Source organism: Shinella sp. H4-D48 (genome assembly GCF_022637395.1).
GTDB lineage: Bacteria > Pseudomonadota > Alphaproteobacteria > Rhizobiales > Rhizobiaceae > Shinella > Shinella sedimenti.
The window spans coordinates 3,148,466-3,165,915 of record NZ_CP093337.1; the positions used below are offsets into that span (position 1 = coordinate 3,148,466).

Annotated in this window: 18 protein-coding genes; 6 read left to right on the forward strand and 12 right to left on the reverse strand. The window is 63.4% G+C overall.

Annotation, left to right across the window (positions count from 1 at the left end; genetic code table 11):
* Nucleotides 1-18 precede the first annotated feature (18 nt).
* Both MNR02_RS15495 and epmA read right to left on the reverse strand, forming a co-directional pair.
* Nucleotides 19-1,074 carry a lysine-2,3-aminomutase-like protein gene (locus tag MNR02_RS15495; protein ID WP_241947417.1) on the reverse strand — a complete coding sequence of 352 codons (1,056 nt, stop codon included), beginning with the start codon at nucleotides 1,072-1,074 and terminating at the stop codon, nucleotides 19-21.
* Nucleotides 1,071-2,126 carry an EF-P lysine aminoacylase EpmA gene (gene epmA / locus MNR02_RS15500; RefSeq protein WP_241947418.1) on the reverse strand — a complete coding sequence of 352 codons (1,056 nt, stop codon included), beginning with the start codon at nucleotides 2,124-2,126 and terminating at the stop codon, nucleotides 1,071-1,073. Before epmA ends, MNR02_RS15495 begins: the two co-directional genes overlap by 4 nt.
* A 163-nt stretch (nucleotides 2,127-2,289) precedes the next feature.
* On the opposite strand from epmA, the gene efp reads away from it, so the two are divergent.
* A complete protein-coding gene (efp, locus tag MNR02_RS15505) occupies nucleotides 2,290-2,859 on the forward strand; it encodes an elongation factor P (protein WP_241600026.1) in 570 nt (189 codons plus the stop codon).
* A gap of 119 nt (nucleotides 2,860-2,978) precedes the next feature.
* On the forward strand, nucleotides 2,979-3,971 hold the full coding sequence (locus tag MNR02_RS15510; RefSeq protein WP_241947419.1) for an adenosine kinase: 993 nt from the start codon (nucleotides 2,979-2,981) through the stop codon (nucleotides 3,969-3,971).
* Here the strand turns inward: MNR02_RS15510 and MNR02_RS15515 are convergent.
* Entirely contained in the window at nucleotides 3,964-4,488 is a 525-nt protein-coding gene (locus MNR02_RS15515; RefSeq protein WP_370879939.1) for an SH3 domain-containing protein, read from the reverse strand. The genes MNR02_RS15510 and MNR02_RS15515 overlap by 8 nt on opposite strands.
* A 195-nt stretch (nucleotides 4,489-4,683) precedes the next feature.
* Here MNR02_RS15515 and MNR02_RS15520 point away from each other — a divergent pair, with 195 nt between their 5' ends.
* Nucleotides 4,684-5,688 carry a D-glycerate dehydrogenase gene (locus MNR02_RS15520; protein WP_241947420.1) on the forward strand — a complete coding sequence of 335 codons (1,005 nt, stop codon included), beginning with the start codon at nucleotides 4,684-4,686 and terminating at the stop codon, nucleotides 5,686-5,688.
* Between the two features lie 3 nt (nucleotides 5,689-5,691).
* Here MNR02_RS15520 and MNR02_RS15525 read toward each other — a convergent pair whose 3' ends face one another.
* The 3 genes from MNR02_RS15525 to MNR02_RS15535 are packed head-to-tail and all read right to left on the reverse strand — an operon-like array spanning nucleotide 5,692 to nucleotide 7,784.
* Nucleotides 5,692-6,450 carry a molybdopterin-synthase adenylyltransferase MoeB gene (locus MNR02_RS15525; RefSeq protein ID WP_241947421.1) on the reverse strand — a complete coding sequence of 253 codons (759 nt, stop codon included), beginning with the start codon at nucleotides 6,448-6,450 and terminating at the stop codon, nucleotides 5,692-5,694.
* A complete protein-coding gene (gene recF / locus MNR02_RS15530) occupies nucleotides 6,447-7,571 on the reverse strand; it encodes a DNA replication/repair protein RecF (RefSeq protein ID WP_241947422.1) in 1,125 nt (374 codons plus the stop codon). Before recF ends, MNR02_RS15525 begins: the two co-directional genes overlap by 4 nt.
* Before the next feature lie 36 nt (nucleotides 7,572-7,607).
* Nucleotides 7,608-7,784 (reverse strand): hypothetical protein, encoded by a 177-nt coding sequence (locus tag MNR02_RS15535; protein ID WP_241947423.1) that lies wholly within the window; start codon nucleotides 7,782-7,784, stop codon nucleotides 7,608-7,610.
* 46 nt (nucleotides 7,785-7,830) lie between these two features.
* Between MNR02_RS15535 and MNR02_RS15540 the strand changes: the two genes are divergently transcribed.
* Nucleotides 7,831-8,451 (forward strand): HAD-IA family hydrolase, encoded by a 621-nt coding sequence (locus MNR02_RS15540; protein ID WP_241948894.1) that lies wholly within the window; start codon nucleotides 7,831-7,833, stop codon nucleotides 8,449-8,451.
* Between the two features lie 4 nt (nucleotides 8,452-8,455).
* On the opposite strand, the gene MNR02_RS15545 is transcribed toward MNR02_RS15540, so the two are convergent.
* The gene (locus tag MNR02_RS15545; protein WP_241947424.1) at nucleotides 8,456-9,067 is read right to left on the reverse strand and encodes a TetR/AcrR family transcriptional regulator; all 612 of its coding nucleotides are present in this window, start codon (nucleotides 9,065-9,067) and stop codon (nucleotides 8,456-8,458) included.
* 97 nt (nucleotides 9,068-9,164) lie between these two features.
* On the opposite strand from MNR02_RS15545, the gene MNR02_RS15550 reads away from it, so the two are divergent.
* On the forward strand, nucleotides 9,165-9,401 hold the full coding sequence (locus MNR02_RS15550) for a hypothetical protein (protein ID WP_241600000.1): 237 nt from the start codon (nucleotides 9,165-9,167) through the stop codon (nucleotides 9,399-9,401).
* Between the two features lie 52 nt (nucleotides 9,402-9,453).
* On the opposite strand, the gene dnaJ is transcribed toward MNR02_RS15550, so the two are convergent.
* Nucleotides 9,454-10,587 carry a molecular chaperone DnaJ gene (dnaJ, locus tag MNR02_RS15555; protein ID WP_241599992.1) on the reverse strand — a complete coding sequence of 378 codons (1,134 nt, stop codon included), beginning with the start codon at nucleotides 10,585-10,587 and terminating at the stop codon, nucleotides 9,454-9,456.
* A gap of 241 nt (nucleotides 10,588-10,828) precedes the next feature.
* On the reverse strand, nucleotides 10,829-12,730 hold the full coding sequence (gene dnaK, locus MNR02_RS15560) for a molecular chaperone DnaK (RefSeq protein WP_241599990.1): 1,902 nt from the start codon (nucleotides 12,728-12,730) through the stop codon (nucleotides 10,829-10,831).
* A 188-nt stretch (nucleotides 12,731-12,918) separates the two neighbouring features.
* Here dnaK and MNR02_RS15565 point away from each other — a divergent pair, with 188 nt between their 5' ends.
* Nucleotides 12,919-13,515: a hypothetical protein gene (locus MNR02_RS15565; protein WP_241947425.1), complete on the forward strand. Its 597-nt coding sequence runs from the start codon at nucleotides 12,919-12,921 to the stop codon at nucleotides 13,513-13,515.
* 15 nt (nucleotides 13,516-13,530) lie between these two features.
* On the opposite strand, the gene MNR02_RS15570 is transcribed toward MNR02_RS15565, so the two are convergent.
* From MNR02_RS15570 to MNR02_RS15580, 3 genes are all read right to left on the reverse strand, one after another.
* Entirely contained in the window at nucleotides 13,531-15,756 is a 2,226-nt protein-coding gene (locus MNR02_RS15570; RefSeq protein WP_241947426.1) for a transglycosylase domain-containing protein, read from the reverse strand.
* Nucleotides 15,757-15,913: 157 nt separating this feature from the next.
* Nucleotides 15,914-16,381 (reverse strand): BA14K family protein, encoded by a 468-nt coding sequence (locus MNR02_RS15575; protein WP_241947427.1) that lies wholly within the window; start codon nucleotides 16,379-16,381, stop codon nucleotides 15,914-15,916.
* Nucleotides 16,382-16,479: 98 nt separating this feature from the next.
* Nucleotides 16,480-17,427, reverse strand: coding sequence for a lysylphosphatidylglycerol synthase domain-containing protein (locus MNR02_RS15580; protein ID WP_241599975.1), 948 nt, complete (start codon nucleotides 17,425-17,427; stop codon nucleotides 16,480-16,482).
* Between the last annotated feature and the right edge of the window lie 23 nt (nucleotides 17,428-17,450).

Below are 17,450 nucleotides of genomic sequence, written 5' to 3' on the forward strand. Positions count from 1 at the left end.
CAATCCGGCCTGCGCGCCTCAGTCTGCCTGCGGCGGATAGGCGTGCACGTCGCCGCGGAAATCGCGCAGGCGGAAACAGCCGTCATCCGCCTCTTCCACCGCCATGGAATCCGCGCGCACCTTGCCGTGCCCGCCCGGGATATCGAGGATATAGGCCGGCTGGCAGAGACCGGAGACGCGGCCGCGCAGGCTCTCGACCAGTGCCCTGCCCTCGGCAAGCGTCAGGCGGAAATGCGCAGTGCCGGGCGCAAGGTCCGGGTGATGCAGATAATAGGGTTTGACCCGGTTCTCGACGAAGCTGCGCATCAGCGCAGCCAGTACATCGGCATCGTCGTTGACGCCTTTCAGCAGCACCGTCTGGCTGATCATGGCCATGCCGGCATCGACGATGCGGGCAATGGCGGCACGCGCATCCGCCGTGAATTCGCGCGGATGGTTTGCGTGAAGCGCGACATAGGTCGTCTTGCCGGAGGCTTTCAGCGCGTCGATGAGCGCGGCATCGACGCGGGCGGGATCGACGACCGGGACGCGGGTGTGAAAGCGCACGATCTTCACATGCGCGATTGCACCCAACCGCTCCATGATGGCCTGGAGGCGTCGCGGCGAAAGCACAAGCGGATCGCCGCCCGTCAGGATCACTTCCCATATTTCCGGCCGTTCGGCGATGTAGGCGATGGCCGCGTCCAGCGCCTTGGCGGACAACGTGCCCAGCCCCTCCGGCCCGACCATCTCGCGGCGGAAGCAGAAGCGGCAATAGACGGGGCAGACATGCACCGCCTTGAGCAGAACGCGATCCGGGTAGCGGTGCACGATACCCTCGACGGGGCTGTGGGCGAGGTCGCCGATGGGATCGGCGCGTTCCTCCGGCAGGGTGACGAGTTCGGCGGCGTCAGGCACGAACTGCCGCGCAATCGGATCCAAGGGATCGTCGGCATCGATCAGGGCAACGAGCGCGGGCGTCACCGCAACAGCATAGCGCTCCGCAACCCTCGCCGCATCGGCTCGCTTCGCTTCGGGCACAAGGCCGGCTTCCGCGAGTTCGGCGACCGTCGTCAGGCCGCGCAGCGCGGTCACTGTGCCGTCTCCGCGACCGGCGCCCAGATCACCTGGTCGATGCGCTGGGCGCCCGTGGCCAGCATGACGAGACGGTCGAAGCCGAGCGCGATGCCGCTCGCTTCCGGCATGATGGCGAGCGCGGCGAGGAAATCCTCGTCGAGCGGATAGGTCTCGCCGTAGACGCGGGCCTTTTCCGCCATTTCCAGCTCGAAGCGGCGGCGCTGCTCCGCGGCGTCCGTCAATTCCCCGAAGGCATTGGCCAGTTCCACGCCGCAGGCGTAGAGTTCGAACCGCTCGGCGACGCGCCGGTCATGCGGGGCGGGACGGGCAAGGGCGGCTTCGGCAACGGGATATTCGCAGAGGATCGTTGCGCGGCCGAAACCGAGTTCGGGTTCCACCTTCTCCACCAGCACGCGGCTGAAGAGGTCCGCCCAGGTATCGTCTTCGGCAACGCGCAGCCCGGCGGACCGCATGGCCGCGGCAAGCCTTTGCCGGTCGGTCGCGCCATCGGGATCGATGGTGGCGAGGAGATCGATACCGGCATGGCGCCGGAAGGCATCGGCCACCGTCAGCCGTTCGGGCGCAAGATCGGGATCGCAGGTCGCGCCGCGATAGGTGAGTTGCGCGACGCCTGCCACGTCGGCGGCAAGCTTCAGAAGCGCGCCGCAATCCTCCATCAGCACGTCATAGGTCTCGCCGGCGCGATACCATTCCAGCATCGTAAATTCCGGGTGATGCAGCGGCCCGCGCTCGCGGTTGCGATAGACATGGGCAAAGCAGGCAATGCGTCTTTCGCCTGATGCCAGCAGCTTCTTGCAGGCGAATTCCGGTGAGGTGTGCAGGTAAAGCGGCGTTTTCTCACCCGCATGACCGATAGCGGTCGTTGCGAAGGCATGCAGATGCGCCTCGTTTCCCGGCGAGACCTGCAACGTCGCCGTATCGACCTCGATGAACTCACGCGCTGCGAACCAGCCGCGCAACGCCGCCTGGATACGGTTGCGCGCCAGCAGGAACGGCCGGCGATCGGCATGGACATCGGGCGTCCACCAGGGCGAGGGCTTCAGGTTCATGGCGTTTCCATGACAGGTTTCTTGGGACCAGACGGCGGCGGAGACTGGTGTTTTGCCGGAATATAGGATAGTTGCGGCCCCGAAAACGCTTTTTCAGGCGCTCGGGGAAGACGTCGTGCGACGGTCCTCTACGACGCGGTCCATTCAGTTACAAGGAAGACTTATGGTAAAGATCATCGCTTCTTCCGTCCGTAAGGGCAATGTGCTCGACGTCGACGGCAAGCTCTATGTCGTGCTGACGGCACAGAACTTCCATCCGGGCAAGGGCACGCCGGTCACGCAGGTCGACATGCGCCGCATCTCCGACGGCGTGAAGGTCTCCGAACGCTACCGCACGACCGAGCAGGTCGAGCGCGCCTTCGTGGAAGACCGCGAGCACAACTTCCTCTACGAGGACGGCGACGGCTACCACTTCATGAACCCGGAAACCTACGACCAGCTGACCATGTCGGTCGAAGATATCGGCGACCTCAAGGCCTATCTCCAGGAAGGCATGACGGTTGTCCTGTCGGTGCATGAGGGCGTTGCCATCGCCATCGACCTGCCGCGCCACGTTACGCTCGAAATCGTCGAAACCGAGCCGGTCGTGAAGGGCCAGACGGCCTCGTCCTCCTACAAGCCGGCGATCCTGTCGAACGGAATTCGCACGCTCGTTCCGCCGCACATCACCGCCGGCACCCGCGTCGTCATCGCCACCGAAGACGGTTCGTACGTGGAACGCGCCAAGGACTGACCGGTTTCTTTCAGGAAAGGCCGCCCGCCGGAAACGGTGTGGCGGCCTTTTTGCTTTCAACTTCCGGAAAATCCGGTAAGACCCGACTCCGGCTTTCACAACGAAGACGGGATTCCCGCATGACCAAATTCGACGTGCTGACGGTCGGCAATGCCATCGTCGACATCATCGCGCGCTGCGACGAGAACTTCATCACGGACAATGACATCATCAAGGGCGCGATGAACCTCATCGATGCCGAGCGGGCCGAACTGCTCTATTCGCGCATGGGACCGGCACTGGAGGCCTCCGGCGGCAGCGCCGGCAACACGGCCGCGGGCGTTGCCAGCTTCGGCGGCAAGGCCGCCTATTTCGGCAAGGTCGCCAACGACCAGCTCGGCGACATCTTCATTCACGACATCCGCGCCCAGGGCGTGCACTTCGAAACGAAACCACTCGCCACCACACCGCCGACCGCGCGGTCGATGATCTTCGTCACCCCGGACGGCGAGCGTTCGATGAACACCTATCTCGGCGCCTGCGTGGAGCTTGGACCGGAAGATGTGGAAGAGCAGGTCGTCGCCGAGGCAAAGGTCACCTATTTCGAGGGTTATCTCTGGGATCCGCCGCGCGCCAAGGATGCGATCCGCGAATGCGCCCGCATCGCGCATGCCCATGGCCGCGAAGTCTCCATGACGCTGTCCGACAGCTTCTGCGTCCATCGCTATCGCGGCGAGTTCCTCGACCTGATGCGCTCGGGCACGGTCGACATCGTCTTCGCCAACAAGGCCGAGGCGCTTGCGCTTTACGAGACCGAGGATTTCGAAGAGGCGCTGACGCGTATTGCCGAGGACTGCCGGCTTGCTGCGGTGACCATGAGCGAGGAAGGCTCCATCATCCTGACGAAGGGCGAACGCACGAAGGTGGACGCAATCGACATCACGCGCGTGGTCGACACGACGGGTGCAGGCGATCTCTACGCCGCCGGCTTCCTCTATGGATATACGGCCGGCCGCACACTTGCCGATTGCGGCAGGCTCGGCAGCCTTGCCGCCGGGCTCGTTATCCAGCAGGTCGGGCCCCGCCCGTTGCTGTCGCTTTCGGAAGAAGCCCGAAAGGCCGGTCTTATTTGAAGGCTTCGCCCGGATAGGCGCCCCAGATCTCGTTTTGCGAGACCCATCCGGCGGCGCCTTCCGCCTCGGCGCGGCACCAGTCGCCATTGCATTCGCCGACCTTCACGACGACGCCGGGCTGGATCTTCGCGACGATCGTCGCATTGGGCAGCGCTTCACGACGCATGTTGACGAAGACATCCTCACCCTTGCCGCGCATCCAGGGCGCGGTGACGGCGGTGCGCTCGCCCGACAGCAGCGCCTGGTTGACCCAGCCTTCCGTGCCGTCGGCATCGCGGATGCGGCGCCAGTTATCATATTCCTGTATGATCTCCACAGGCACGCCCGACTTCATGTAGCGCCAGGCGACAGCGTAATCGACGCTGGGGCCGACGCGCAGGTTCACGCTCTTGGCCTTGAGGCTCACGAAGCGCGGCAACGGCAAGCCGCTTGGCCCCTTTGCCGCCTGCGCATGGGCCATCTGGATGCCGGCGACGGAAACGAGGATACCCGCGAGGGTGGCGAGGCTGAAACGCATGACAAGGTTACGCATGGCAAATCCGCACGAACAGAGGAGGGCATCGGGCTTCAGAACCGGCACGCTGCGGCAAATCGCGGGGACCGCTCCCTGAGCGGATTGTCTTCGCGACCGGGTCTGGTAGAAAATGCCCCTGATGAAGCAATCCTTGCCCAACTTGGTTAAGGACCCGTCAACAGGACGCCGGAACATCCCATGACCCAGAAGAAAAAACCGAAGGTCTATATCACCCGCCGCCTTCCCGAGGTGGTGGAGACACGGATGCGCGAACTGTTCGACGCTGAACTCAACATAGACGACACGCCGCGCACCCAGCCCGAGCTGGTCGCGGCGGTCAAAAGCGCGGATGTTCTCGTACCCACGCTGGGCGACCGGATCGATGCCGCGCTCATCGAGCAAGCGGGCCCGCAGCTGAAACTCATCGCCTGCTTCTCGAACGGCGTCGACAATGTCGATGTGGAAGCGGCCGCAAGGCGCGGCATTACGGTCACCAACACGCCGAACGTGCTGACCGAGGACACCGCCGACATGACGATGGCGCTCATTCTGGCGGCGCCCCGGCGCCTTGCCGAAGGTGCGCGCATCCTCACAGACCGCAAGGGTGAATGGGCCGGCTGGTCGCCGACCTGGATGCTTGGCCGGCGCATCTGGGGCAAGCGCCTCGGCATCGTCGGCATGGGCCGCATCGGCACGGCCGTCGCCAAGCGCGCCAAGGCCTTCGGCCTCTCCATCCACTATCACAACCGCAACCGCGTTCGTCCGGACACCGAGGATGCGCTGGAGGCGACCTACTGGGACAGCCTCGACCAGATGCTGGCGCGCGTCGATATCGTGTCGGTCAACTGCCCCTCGACGCCTGCGACCTACCATCTGCTTTCGGCCCGCCGGCTCGAGCTGATGCAGCCGACGAGCTACATCGTCAACACGGCGCGCGGCGGCATTATCGACGAGACGGCGCTGATCAAGTGCCTGCGCGAGGGCAAGATTGCCGGCGCAGGCCTCGACGTGTTCGAAAACGAGCCGTCGGTCAATCCGAAGCTTCTGAAGCTGGCGGCGGAAGGCAAGGTCGTGCTGCTGCCGCATATGAGTTCGGCCACGATCGAAGGCCGCGTCGACATGGGGGAGAAGGTCGTCATCAACATCCGCACCTTCTTCGACGGCCATCGCCCGCCGGATCGCGTGCTGCCGGGGCGGGTGTGATCTCTAGGCGCGCCGCCTTTTGTATTTCAGCGTTTCGAACCGGGCCGCCAGTCCGTCATAGAGCAGCAGGCGGCCGATCAGCGGCTCGCCAGCGCCGGTGACGAGCTTGATCACCTCCATCGCCATCAGCGTGCCGATGACGCCCGTCAGCGCGCCGACAATGCCGGCTTCGGCGCAGGCGGGCACGACACCCGGCGGCGGGGCCGTGGGGAAGAGATCGCGGTAGCCGGGATATAGCGTACCGTCCGCGCCGGCCTCGTAGGGTTTAAGCACCGTCAGCGAACCATCGAAACGACCGACCGCGCCGGTGACCAGCGGGATGCCAGCGGTCTCGGCCGCATCGGCGGACGTGTAGCGTGTATCGAAATTGTCGGAACCGTCCACCAGAAGATCATAGCCGGCTAACAAGTCCGCGGAATTCTGTACGGTGAGGCGTTCCGCGATGCCGGTGAAGCGGACATGCGGGTTGAGGCGAGCGACCGCAGCCGCCGCACTCTCAACCTTCGGCGCACCGAGACCCGCCGTATCGTGGATCACCTGCCGCTGGAGGTTGGAGAGCGAAACAGTGTCGTCGTCGATGACGCCGATATGGCCGATGCCGGCGGCGGCAAGATACTGGATGACCGGCGCGCCCAGCCCGCCTGCGCCGACAACAAGGACATTTGCCTGCTTCAGCCTCTGTTGGCCGGCACCGCCGATTTCGGCCAGCACGATATGGCGACGGTAACGGTCTATCTCTTCGGGGCTCAGCGGATCGGTCATGGCAGAATGCCTCCGTTCGAGACGGTTAGGAACTGGGCGCGCTCGCCGAGCGCATCGAACATAGACCGGTCCGTGCCGGTCATGAAGGCCTGGCCGCCGAGCGCATCGACGCGGTCGAACAGTGCGGCGCGGCGGCCTTCATCGAGATGGGCGGCGATCTCGTCGAGCAGCAATACCGGCGCATGGCCGGTCATGCCGCCGACAAGCCCCGCATGGGCCAGGATGAGGCCGACGAGCAGTGCCTTCTGCTCCCCCGTCGAGCAGCGTTCGGCCTCCATGTCCTTTTCGCGGTGGCGAATGAGGAGGTCGGCACGGTGGGGACCTTCCAGCGTGCGGCCGGCGGCAGCATCGCGGTAACGGCCGTCCTGCAGCAGGCCGAGATAGATATCCTCGATCTCATAGGCAGGGCGCTGCCATTCCTCGTCCAGGAAGCCCGACAGCCGCATCGTGGCCGACGGAAACGGCCCATCATCGCGCGCCGCCTCGACGAGGCCGGACAGCAGCCCCACGAGTTCGTGGCGCGCATGGGCCATGGCGATACCAAGCTCGGCCATCTGCTTTTCCAGCGCTGACAGCCAGGCGGGATCGGGCCGCGGCTCGGACAGGAGACGATTGCGGCCGCGCATCGCCTTTTCGAAATCCGCGGCCCGACGGCCATGCTCGGGATCGAGCGACAGCACGAGCCTGTCGAGAAACCGGCGCCGGTCGGCGGAGGGGCCGGTGAACAGGCCATCCATCGAGGGCGTCAGCCAGACCACGCGCAGATGATCCAGAAGCTCGTCCACGGTGCGGGCAGGCGTGCCGTTAAGGCGAAGCCTGCGCGCCTGCCCCTCCTCGCCGCCTTCCGTGCCGGTGCCGATATCCACCTCTCCCGACATGCCGTCGAGCGTGGCAAAGACAGAAAAGCCACCCGCGCTTCCGGCGCGGGGGATATCGCCATAGGCGGCGCGGCGCAGGCCGCGGCCGGGCGACAGCAACGACACGGCTTCCATGAGGTTCGTCTTGCCCGCACCGTTCTGTCCTGTCAGCACGACATGCCGGCCGTCGAGCGGCAGCGACAGGCTCGCATAATTGCGAAAATCCGTGAGCTTGAGGCGGGAAAGGGAAACCTTGTGCGGCATGGCTTGAGAGCTAGAGTATTTTTCGCGCGAGTGGAATCACTTGCGGGCATATTCATCGGGCAATAACAGAAAGATGGTGTCGTGGCCGGCCGCAACCAAGTCCGGCCCGGCCGATAACGCAAGAAAGGTTGCCTGCGCGGCCCCAAGCGGGTAATCGAAAGGCCCGCGCCTTGCATCCTCCTCTCCCAGCCAACAGGTTTCTGTCTTGCTCAACGCCACACCCGTTTTCGATCGCAGCTTCTCGGCTTTCCTCTTCGACATGGACGGCACGCTGATCAATTCCATCGCTGCTGCCGAACGTGTCTGGTCGCGCTGGGCGCTGAAGCATGGGCTGGACGTGCCGACCTTCCTGCCGATGATGCATGGCAAGCGCGGCATCGATACCATTACGCAACTGGGACTGCCGGGCGTTGATGCGGCTGCGGAGGCGCTGGAGGTCGAGCGGCAGGAAATCGAGGACGTGGAGGGCGTGGTTGCCCTGCCCGGCGCCATTGCCTTCCTGACGGCCCTGCCTCGGGATCGCTGGGCCATCGTGACGTCGGCCCCCGTAGCCCTTGCCCGCCGCCGCCTTGCGGCCGCCGGTATTCCGCTGCCGGATGTCCTTGTAACGTCTGAGGATGTCACCAAGGGCAAGCCAGCGCCGGATGGCTACAAGCTCGGTGCCGCGCGGCTTGGCTTCGATCCGGCCGATTGCCTGGTGTTCGAAGACGTGCTCGCCGGCATCCTTGCCGGGGAGAGCGCCGGCGCGAATGTCGCAGTGATCACTGCCACACACGACCATCCGCTCGAAACGAGCCACCCGCAGCTCGCGAACTACCTCGGCGTGGCCCCTCTCGTCGCCAGCGATGGAACGCTGCGGCTCGTGCACACGGCCGGCTGAGTGTTCAAGCGGATGGGCTTGCCGCAATCCCGGTAAGGATGGCGTCGACGACGGCGTCGATGTCCTTGTCCAAAACGTCGAGCCTGTCCGTCAACAGGCGACCCCAGGCGAAGCTCGCCAGTATCTCCGTCATCAGCTCGGGATCGGCATCCGCACGTACTTCGCCACGCGCCTGCGCCGTCTTGATAATTTCGCCGCTCTGCGCGCGCCGGTCTGCCATGTAGGCAGAAAGCGCGGCCAGCGCCGCCGGCTCGCCCTGCGCCTTCGCCACCAGACTGCGGAACACCGCGCCGCTGGTGTGTTCGCGCCAAGTCTTCAGCAGGCCCGAAAGATAGGCGCGCAGATCATCTCGCACATTGCCCGTATCGGGAAAGAGGAAATTGATGTGCTTGCGGCTGTGGTAGACATCCAGCAGAAGGGCCGCCTGCGAAGGCCACCAGCGATAGATGGTGGGCTTGCCCGCGCGCGCGCGCTTGGCCACCGCCTCGATGGAGAAGCCGTTCAGGCCGTTTTCCAGAAGCACAGCTTCAGCAGCAGCCAGAATGGCCTCCTGACTTGCCGGATTGCGGGTGGCGCCGATCGAGCGGCGAGCCGGGCTGTTTTCTGTCTCGGGCATGGCATTTTCCTTTTTTATGTTTCTAGCACAGTAGGCACTTGAACGGAACGTTTCGTTTCCATATAAACGAAACGTTCCGTTCCATAAAGGTCCTCCCATGTCCGACACATCCGTTCCCCGCAAGCTTTCCAAGTTGCACCTCGCCCTCGCCATGCTGGTGCCCGTCTACCCGCTGATCACGACGATCCTTTATATCGTCCTGCCGCTGACCGAGCGCTGGACGATCTGGCAGCGTACGGCTGTCATCGCGCCCGTGATGGTCTTCTCCATCGTGTTCGTCGTCTCGCCCTTCGTGCAGAAGCGTTTCTCGAACTTCATTCTAAGGGCGGCATAAAAAAAGCCGAGGCGCGTCGCACCCCGGCTTTTTGCTTGTCTTTCAATACGGCTCAGCCGTCGAAGAATTCCTTCATCCGGGCGAAGAAACCCGACGATTCCGGATTGTTGTCCTTCGAGGAAATCTCCTCGAACTCCTTGAGCAATTCCCGCTGGCGCTTGGTCAGCTTCTGCGGCGTCTCGATCTGGATCTGGATATAGAGATCACCGACCTGCGAGGAACGCAGAACCGGCATGCCCTTGCCCTTCAGGCGGAACTGCTTGCCGGCCTGCGTGCCTTCCGGCACCGATACCCGCGACTTCGTGCCGTCGAGCGTCGCGACATCGAAGGTGCCGCCAAGCGCTGCCGTCGTCATGGAGATCGGCACGGCGCAGTAGAGGTCAGCACCGTCACGCTGGAAGAACTCGTGCGGCCTCACCGACAGGAAGATGTAGAGGTCGCCCGCCGGGCCGCCACGAAGGCCTGCCTCGCCTTCCCCGGCCAGCCGGATGCGCGTGCCGTCCTCGATGCCCGAGGGTATGTTGACCGACAGCGAGCGCTCTTCAGTGACGCGGCCGTTGCCGTGGCACTTCGTGCAGGGATCGCTGATCGTCTGGCCGCGACCATGACAGGTCGGGCAGGTGCGCTCGACGGAGAAGAAGCCCTGTGCGGCGCGCACGCGACCCGATCCCTGGCAGGTCGCGCAGGTCTTGGGGCTGGTGCCCGGCTTGGCGCCAGAGCCGGAACAGACATCGCAGGTGATCGACGTCGGTACGCGGATCTGTGCGGTCTTGCCCGCGTAGGCCTCTTCCAGCGAGATTTCCATGTTGTAGCGCAGGTCGCCGCCGCGTTCGCGCCCGCCTGAGGAGCGACGCTGGCGACCGCCGCCCATCATCTCGCCGAAGATGTCTTCGAAGATGTCGGAGAAGCCGCCGCCCTGGAAACCGCCGCCGCCGAAGCCGCCACCGCCCATGCCGCCCTGCTCGAAGGCGGCGTGGCCGTATCGGTCATAGGCCGCGCGCTTCTGCGGGTCCTTGAGCGTCTCATAGGCCTCGTTGACGTCCTTGAACTTCTGTTCGGCTGAAGCATCGCCGGGATTCTTGTCCGGGTGAAACTTCATCGCCATCTTGCGGAAGGCGCTTTTCAGCTCCTTCTCGTCGGCGGTCTTGGAGACACCCAGCGTCTCGTAAAAATCAGCTTTTGCCATTCGGGTTCACGTCCGTTTCGTGGGAACGGTCTTCTTGTTATGGACCTGGAAGCTTGCCTTAGCCTGCGCGAGCGAAAAACGCGCATGCAAAAAGGCGGAAGCCGGCGAAGGGAAGGCCATGACATCGTCGCCGCGAAAAACGGGAGTAATCATGGTGCCTTGTTTCCCTTCGCGCTGACTTCCGCCTTCCTGCTATCCAATTGCACCGGCCGCGTAAAACGCGGCCGGCATCTCTGGAGGCTTAGGCCGACTTCTTGTCGTCCTTGACTTCCTCATAATCGGCGTCGACGACGTTGTCGCCGGCATCACCCGAGGAAGCGGCCTCTTCGGCCTGCTGCGCCTCATAGATGGCCTGACCGAGCTTCATGGAAACTTCCATGAGCGTGTTGGTCTTGGCCTTGATGTCCTCGGCGTCCGGCTCGGATGCTTCGACAGCGGTCTTGAGCTCGGCAATCGCGTCCTCGATGGCCTTGCGGTCGGCTTCCGTGACCTTGTCGCCGTAGTCCTTGAGGGACTTTTCAGACGAGTGGATCAGACTTTCGGCCTGGTTCTTCGCCTCGACAGCCTCACGGCGCTTCTTGTCGGCCTCGGCATTGGCTTCGGCGTCCTTGACCATCTTCTCGATGTCGGCGTCGGACAGACCACCGGAAGCCTGGATGCGGATCTGGTGCTCCTTGCCGGTGCCCTTGTCCTTGGCCGAGACCTGCACGATGCCGTTGGCGTCGATGTCGAAGGTGACTTCGATCTGCGGCATGCCGCGCGGTGCCGGCGGAATGCCGACGAGGTCGAACTGGCCGAGCAGCTTGTTGTCGGCAGCCATTTCACGCTCGCCCTGCGAGACGCGGATGGTCACGGCCGACTGGTTGTCTTCGGCGGTCGAGAAGGTCTGCGACTTCTTCGTCGGGATCGTCGTGTTGCGCTCGATCAGACGGGTGAAGACGCCGCCCAGCGTTTCGATGCCGAGAGACAGCGGGGTCACGTCGAGAAGCAGAACGTCCTTGACATCGCCCTGCAGAACGCCGGCCTGGATGGCGGCGCCCATGGCGACCACTTCATCCGGATTCACACCCTTGTGTGGCTCCTTGCCGAACAGCTGCTTGACGACTTCCTGCACCTTCGGCATGCGGCTCATGCCGCCGACGAGAACGACTTCGTCGATCTCGGCCGCCGTGACGCCGGCATCCTTGAGGGCTGCCTTGCACGGTGCGACGGTGCGCTGGACGAGGTCATCGACAAGAGCTTCGAACTTGGCGCGGGTCAGCTTCATCGTCAGGTGCTTGGGACCGGAAGCATCGGCCGTGATGAACGGCAGGTTGATTTCGGTCTGCTGCGAGGAGGACAGTTCGATCTTGGCCTTTTCGGCAGCTTCTTTGAGGCGCTGCAGAGCGAGCTTGTCGTTCTTCAGGTCGATGCCCTGATCCTTCTTGAATTCGTCGGCGAGGTAGTTGACCAGACGCATGTCGAAGTCTTCACCGCCGAGGAAGGTATCGCCGTTCGTCGACTTCACTTCGAAGACGCCGTCGCCGATTTCCAGAACCGAGATATCGAACGTGCCGCCACCAAGGTCGTAGACGGCGATGGTCTTGCCGTCCTTCTTGTCGAGGCCGTAGGCGAGTGCCGCAGCCGTCGGCTCGTTGATGATGCGGAGAACTTCAAGACCCGCGATCTTGCCGGCATCCTTGGTTGCCTGGCGCTGCGCGTCGTTGAAGTAGGCCGGAACCGTGATGACGGCCTGCGTGACTTTTTCGCCGAGATAGGATTCAGCGGTTTCCTTCATCTTCTGAAGGATCATCGCGGAAATCTGCGAGGGGGAATACCCCTTGCCCTGTGCCTCGACCCAGGCATCGCCATTGTCGCCCTTGACGATATTGTAGGGAACAAGGCCCTTGTCCTTCTCGACGAGCTTGTCGTCGTAGCGGCGGCCGATGAGGCGCTTCACTGCGAAGAGGGTGTTTTCCGGATTGGTGACGGCCTGGCGCTTTGCCGGCTGGCCGGTCAGGCGCTCGCCATCATCGTTGAAGGCGACGATCGAAGGGGTCGTACGCGCGCCCTCTGCATTCTCAATGACCTTCGCGTCCTTTCCGTCCATGACGGATACGCAGGAATTGGTCGTCCCGAGGTCGATACCGATTACTTTAGCCATGTCATTCTCTCCTTCAAGCGAACTGCCGGAACCCATTCAGGCATTCTTTTGGCAGCCCCTAATGGTATGGTCTTAGCGAAAGCCCCGGACTTATCCGTAGCCTTGCGGGGTATATAAGGACCCCTCCAGACGACTGCAAGACATCGCGACGCCGCAAAGCTCGCAAAATCAGCACATCCGGCGCAGGATTGCCGGCCCGTGCGCGCACGCTGCAATCAAGCGCAATCGCGGGCGCGATTCAAGCCATTGCGCGTAAACCTGATCCCGACGACTCCGATCTTTTACAATCACGCTACCAGTACGCAGCGCTCCATGTCGAAATGCGCGCGCTCACCTTGTCCCTCCATCTGAAGGCGGGCTTCCGCGTCGACCAGCCGCGCATCCCGGCGGGAAATCCCGATGGAGGACAATGGACAGCTGAAAGCGATGGAGACCGCCCCATCCTCGTCAATCCCCGCGGTCCGCGCGGCAGCGGCAAGGTGCGCATTCTCGGCAGATGGCAACCCATCACGCCCGCGCAAGAGGCGCGACTGGCCGTCAGCACGAGCCGAATGCAGGAGGCGCTGCGGGCAGTTCACAGGCGCGAACCGAACTGGAAACCAACGCCGCAAGCTTACGAGACGATCGAGGGGCTGATACCCGCCAATGAGATAATAGCAAGGGAGGCGACGCTTCGCGCGCTCCAAATCAGGTTGCCGCGGACCGGGGTCGGACCTTATGCAGAGGAATGGATTCCCGCACCAGCCACCAATAGAAAAACAAATGTCACTATAGCTTACGGATAGAGTAGGCGGCGGCCGTTAGCCCCCCAGAAGCACATCCAGCAGCGTCGTGCGCCGCGTGGCCGGCTGGCGCTGTTCGCCCACATCGGCAGGCGGCGTCATGCCATCGTCGAAAGGTACCGCGCCCGTCTGTTCGCTCGCGACAGCCGCGCCACCTTCTGCCGGGCGCTCGTCGACGCCCAGCGTGCGGGAGATGACGTCGAACAGTTCGTCGCCGCCTTCCTGCGGCACCGGCTGGGTGCCTTCCTGCAAGGGATCGCCGCCCGCGGTTCCGAAGAGCGGCGAGGGTGTGAGCCCGGCATGGGCAGCGGTCATGAACTGGCTCCAGGCCTGCGCAGGAAGCCCGCCGCCGGTGACCTTTTTCATCGAATCGCCGTTGTCGTTGCCGAACCAGACGCCCGTCGTCAGGTTGCTGGTATAACCGACGAAGAGCGCATCGCGGAAGGATTGCGTCGTGCCCGATTTGCCCGCCGCCTGCCAGCCGGGAATGCGCGCGGCCTTGCCCGTGCCCTCGGTTATGACCCGCATCATCATGCCGTTCATCATCGAGACGATGTTGGGTTCGAGAACGCGGGGCGGATTGTCGTAGGTGTTCTCGTAGAGCACCTTGCCTTCGGCGGTCGAGATGCGGCGGATGATGTGCGGCGTCGCCTTGTAACCACCGTTCATGAAGGGGGCATAGGCGGAGGTCAGCTCGACCAGGGTGACTTCGGACGTGCCGAGCGCAATCGAGGCATTGGCCTGCAACTCCGATTCGATACCGAGCCGGCGCGCAAGCTTGACGACATCGTTCGGGCCGACCTCCATGACGAGCTGGGCCGCAATCGTGTTCAGAGAATGGGCAAGCGCGGAGGTGAGCGTTACCTCGCCGCGGTATTTCTGATCATAGTTCTCGGGCGTCCAGTTGCCGATACGGACAGGCGCGTCGTTGCGCACCGACAGCGGCGAACGCCCCGCTTCAAGCGCTGCGGCATAGACGAAGGGCTTGAAGGCGGAGCCGGGCTGGCGTTTGGCCTTGGACGCGCGGTCGAACTGGCTCGTGGCATAATCCCGCCCGCCGACCAGCGCGCGAATGGCGCCCGTGCCGTCGATGGAAACGAGGGCGGCCTGAGAGGCGTTGGATTTCGCGCGGTTCTTGTCGAGCAGGGCGGTGAGCGTCTCCTCGGCCTTCTTTTCCAGATCAAGGTCGATGGTCGTATCGATGACCAGGTCTTCCTTGATGTCGCCGATCATGCCCGGCAGCTGCGCCATCACCATGTCGGCGGCATAGTACTGGGCGCCCGACCAATAGCTCTTCGCCCGCGCAGGCGTCTGCGACATGGCGGTCTTGATCTCGTTGTCGGTAACGAAACCTTCCTCGCGCATCGCGCCGAGCACCACCTGCGCGCGGGCTTCGGCGGCTTCCGGGTCGCGGGCGGGCGACAGGCGCGACGGCGCCTTGAGCAGACCGGCGAGAAGCGCCGCCTCGCCGAGGTTCACGTCGCGCGCCGACTTGTTGAAGTAGCGCCGCGAGGCGGCCTCGACGCCATAGGAATTCGAGCCGAAGAAGACGCGGTTGAGATACATCGCAAGGATCTGGTCCTTGCTGTATTTGTGCTCGAGCCAAATGGCGAGCAGCACTTCCTGCACCTTGCGCTCCAGCGTGCGGTCGGGCGAGAGGAACATGTTCTTTGCGAGCTGCTGCGTGAGCGTCGAGCCGCCCTGCACCATGCGGCCGGACGTGACGTTCGTCAGCATAGCGCGGGCAAGCCCCAGCGGATCGATGCCGAAATGCGAATAGAAGCGCCGGTCCTCGATGGCGATCACCGCCTGAGGAATGTAGGGCGACATGTTTTCCAGCGACAGCGCCTCGCCGCCGGTCATTCCGCGGTTTGCGATGGCGTCACCGTTGACGGCCAGGATCTTGATGTTCGGTGGCCGGTCGGGAATGGCCCAGCTCGTGGCACTCGGCATGCGCGCGCCGTAATAGAGCACGAGGCCGCCGACGCCGATCGCGCCCCAGATACCCAGTACGATGCACCAGTAGAACAGGCGACGGATAAGACCAAAAAAGCCGCCCGACGTGTCGCGCCGGCGCGACGAGGCGCGCTTTTCACGCGACGTCTTCTGGGCTTTACCGCGGGCCTTGCGGCCCCCATCGACAACACGATCCTCGGCGCCGACGTGGAAGTCATCGTCGTCGTCTCGTCGTCCGGAACCCCGAAAAGACGGTTCGATGCGCTGGGATTTTCGGTTGGATGCCATAAGCGGTCGGAGATGCCCTCGGAAACGTTGTCGTCCGATGAACTTTAAATGCGGCGATTTAAGGGGTCGTTAAGAAGCGGTGAACACGTCACCGTGACTTTGAGCCAAATCGGCGTGAAGAGATCGGGCGGCCCGAAGGCCGCCCGGAGAAACTGCCTCAATAGTAAGGCGAAAGGCACTCGCGGCGCGGGCCATAGTTGGGCTGGAACGTGTTGTCGTAAGCCCGGTAGGAGCGGTACTGTGCGAAGCACCAGTCGGTGTGGCGCGGGTTGATACCCGCTTCGCGCGGACGCGAGTAACCGTCATTGGCGATTGCACCACCGATGATGGCGCCGGCACCGAACGCAGCCAGCGGATACCACCAGCCATCGGAATGACGGCGATAGCCACGACGATGTTCACGATAACCGCGGTGGCCATTGTGCCAGCCACGACGATCCTCGCGCCATGCACGGCGGTCACGATAATGACGCTCGCGATAGTACTGCACCTGCTCGACGTCCGTGGATTGCGAAACGCCGGCCTTGGGCAGCGGCATGGCGACGGCCGGCGCGGCCACAAAGGACGTTGCAAACATGGCTGCTGCCATGACTGCGGACAGGCCGGTCTTGATCGATGTCTTCATGGCGGTCTCCCTACTGTTCGTAGTTCTTCATGTTGTTCTAGACGTTTCATATAATGAAATAATTCGAATGAACGCAGTATGAACCGGAAAGATCCTGCCTAGTCTTCGCCCTCCCGCACGCGCGCAAGATAACGGGACCGCTCATAGATCAGGATCACGACCAGCGCCATGATGAACGGGATGATCAGGTAGAACAGCCTGAAGACGGCGAGTGCGGCGAGCACAGAAGCCGGATCCATATCCGGCAGGCCGGCAATGAAGACCAGTTCGAGCACGCCAATGCCACCGGGGGCATGCGACAGGAGCGCCACCGAAAAGGACGCCAGGAAGATGCCGAGAATCACGAAGAAGCCTGGATTGCCTTCCGTCGGCAGCACGAAATAGATGATCGCAGCCGCACCGATCAACTCGATGGGCGCGATGAAGAGCTGGCGGAAGACCAGCGAGGGCTTGGGATATTCAAGCTTCAGCCACCGGGTGTTGATCGGTCGGAAACCCACAAGACTGCCCACCACATAGAGGGCTACCAGCGCCAGGATCACGAAGCCCGTCGAATAGGCTGCCTCCAGCGGAAGAAAATCGGCGAAGCGCTCGATGATCTCGGGTTCAAGCACCAGGACGAGGCCGAAGAGCATCACCGTGCCAAGCGCAAAGGTGAAGGAGCAGAAGGCGACGAGGACGCCGACCTCCGATCCCGTCAGCCCCTTCGACGTATAGGCGCGGTAGCGCACCAGCGCGCCCGAGAACACCGAAGCGCCGATATTGTGTGACAACGCGTAGGTCGTGAAGGAGGTGACCGTGATGTACCACAGCGATATGCGGTGGCCGAGATGCTCCAGCGCGAGATGGTCGTAGGCCGCAAGCGCCGCATAGGCCACAAGCGTTGCGACACAGGCGAGAAGCCAGCCGGATGTGGGGATGGCGTGGATGCTGGCGATGAATTCCTCAAGGGAAAGACCGCGCAGGTCCTTGTAGAGAATGTAGATGGACAGAGCGATGGCGAGCGTGCTGACGAGCGGCCAGAAGAACTTCTTCAAACGCTTCATCCTGCCTCGCCTCCTGCCGGCAT

What these genes read in the sequence shown, in the direction of transcription:
- epmA (WP_241947418.1), bottom strand. Translation starts at nt 2,126, where the DNA reads ATGAACCTGAAGCCCTCGCCCTGGTGGACGCCCGATGTCCATGCCGAT.
- efp (WP_241600026.1), top strand. Translation starts at nt 2,290, where the DNA reads ATGGTAAAGATCATCGCTTCTTCCGTCCGTAAGGGCAATGTGCTCGAC.
- MNR02_RS15510 (WP_241947419.1), top strand. Translation starts at nt 2,979, where the DNA reads ATGACCAAATTCGACGTGCTGACGGTCGGCAATGCCATCGTCGACATC.
- MNR02_RS15515 (WP_370879939.1), bottom strand. Translation starts at nt 4,488, where the DNA reads ATGCGTTTCAGCCTCGCCACCCTCGCGGGTATCCTCGTTTCCGTCGCC.
- MNR02_RS15520 (WP_241947420.1), top strand. Translation starts at nt 4,684, where the DNA reads ATGACCCAGAAGAAAAAACCGAAGGTCTATATCACCCGCCGCCTTCCC.
- MNR02_RS15525 (WP_241947421.1), bottom strand. Translation starts at nt 6,450, where the DNA reads ATGACCGATCCGCTGAGCCCCGAAGAGATAGACCGTTACCGTCGCCAT.
- recF (WP_241947422.1), bottom strand. Translation starts at nt 7,571, where the DNA reads ATGCCGCACAAGGTTTCCCTTTCCCGCCTCAAGCTCACGGATTTTCGC.
- MNR02_RS15540 (WP_241948894.1), top strand. Translation starts at nt 7,831, where the DNA reads ATGGACGGCACGCTGATCAATTCCATCGCTGCTGCCGAACGTGTCTGG.
- MNR02_RS15545 (WP_241947424.1), bottom strand. Translation starts at nt 9,067, where the DNA reads ATGCCCGAGACAGAAAACAGCCCGGCTCGCCGCTCGATCGGCGCCACC.
- MNR02_RS15550 (WP_241600000.1), top strand. Translation starts at nt 9,165, where the DNA reads ATGTCCGACACATCCGTTCCCCGCAAGCTTTCCAAGTTGCACCTCGCC.
- dnaJ (WP_241599992.1), bottom strand. Translation starts at nt 10,587, where the DNA reads ATGGCAAAAGCTGATTTTTACGAGACGCTGGGTGTCTCCAAGACCGCC.
- dnaK (WP_241599990.1), bottom strand. Translation starts at nt 12,730, where the DNA reads ATGGCTAAAGTAATCGGTATCGACCTCGGGACGACCAATTCCTGCGTA.
- MNR02_RS15570 (WP_241947426.1), bottom strand. Translation starts at nt 15,756, where the DNA reads ATGGCATCCAACCGAAAATCCCAGCGCATCGAACCGTCTTTTCGGGGT.
- MNR02_RS15575 (WP_241947427.1), bottom strand. Translation starts at nt 16,381, where the DNA reads ATGAAGACATCGATCAAGACCGGCCTGTCCGCAGTCATGGCAGCAGCC.
- MNR02_RS15580 (WP_241599975.1), bottom strand. Translation starts at nt 17,427, where the DNA reads ATGAAGCGTTTGAAGAAGTTCTTCTGGCCGCTCGTCAGCACGCTCGCC.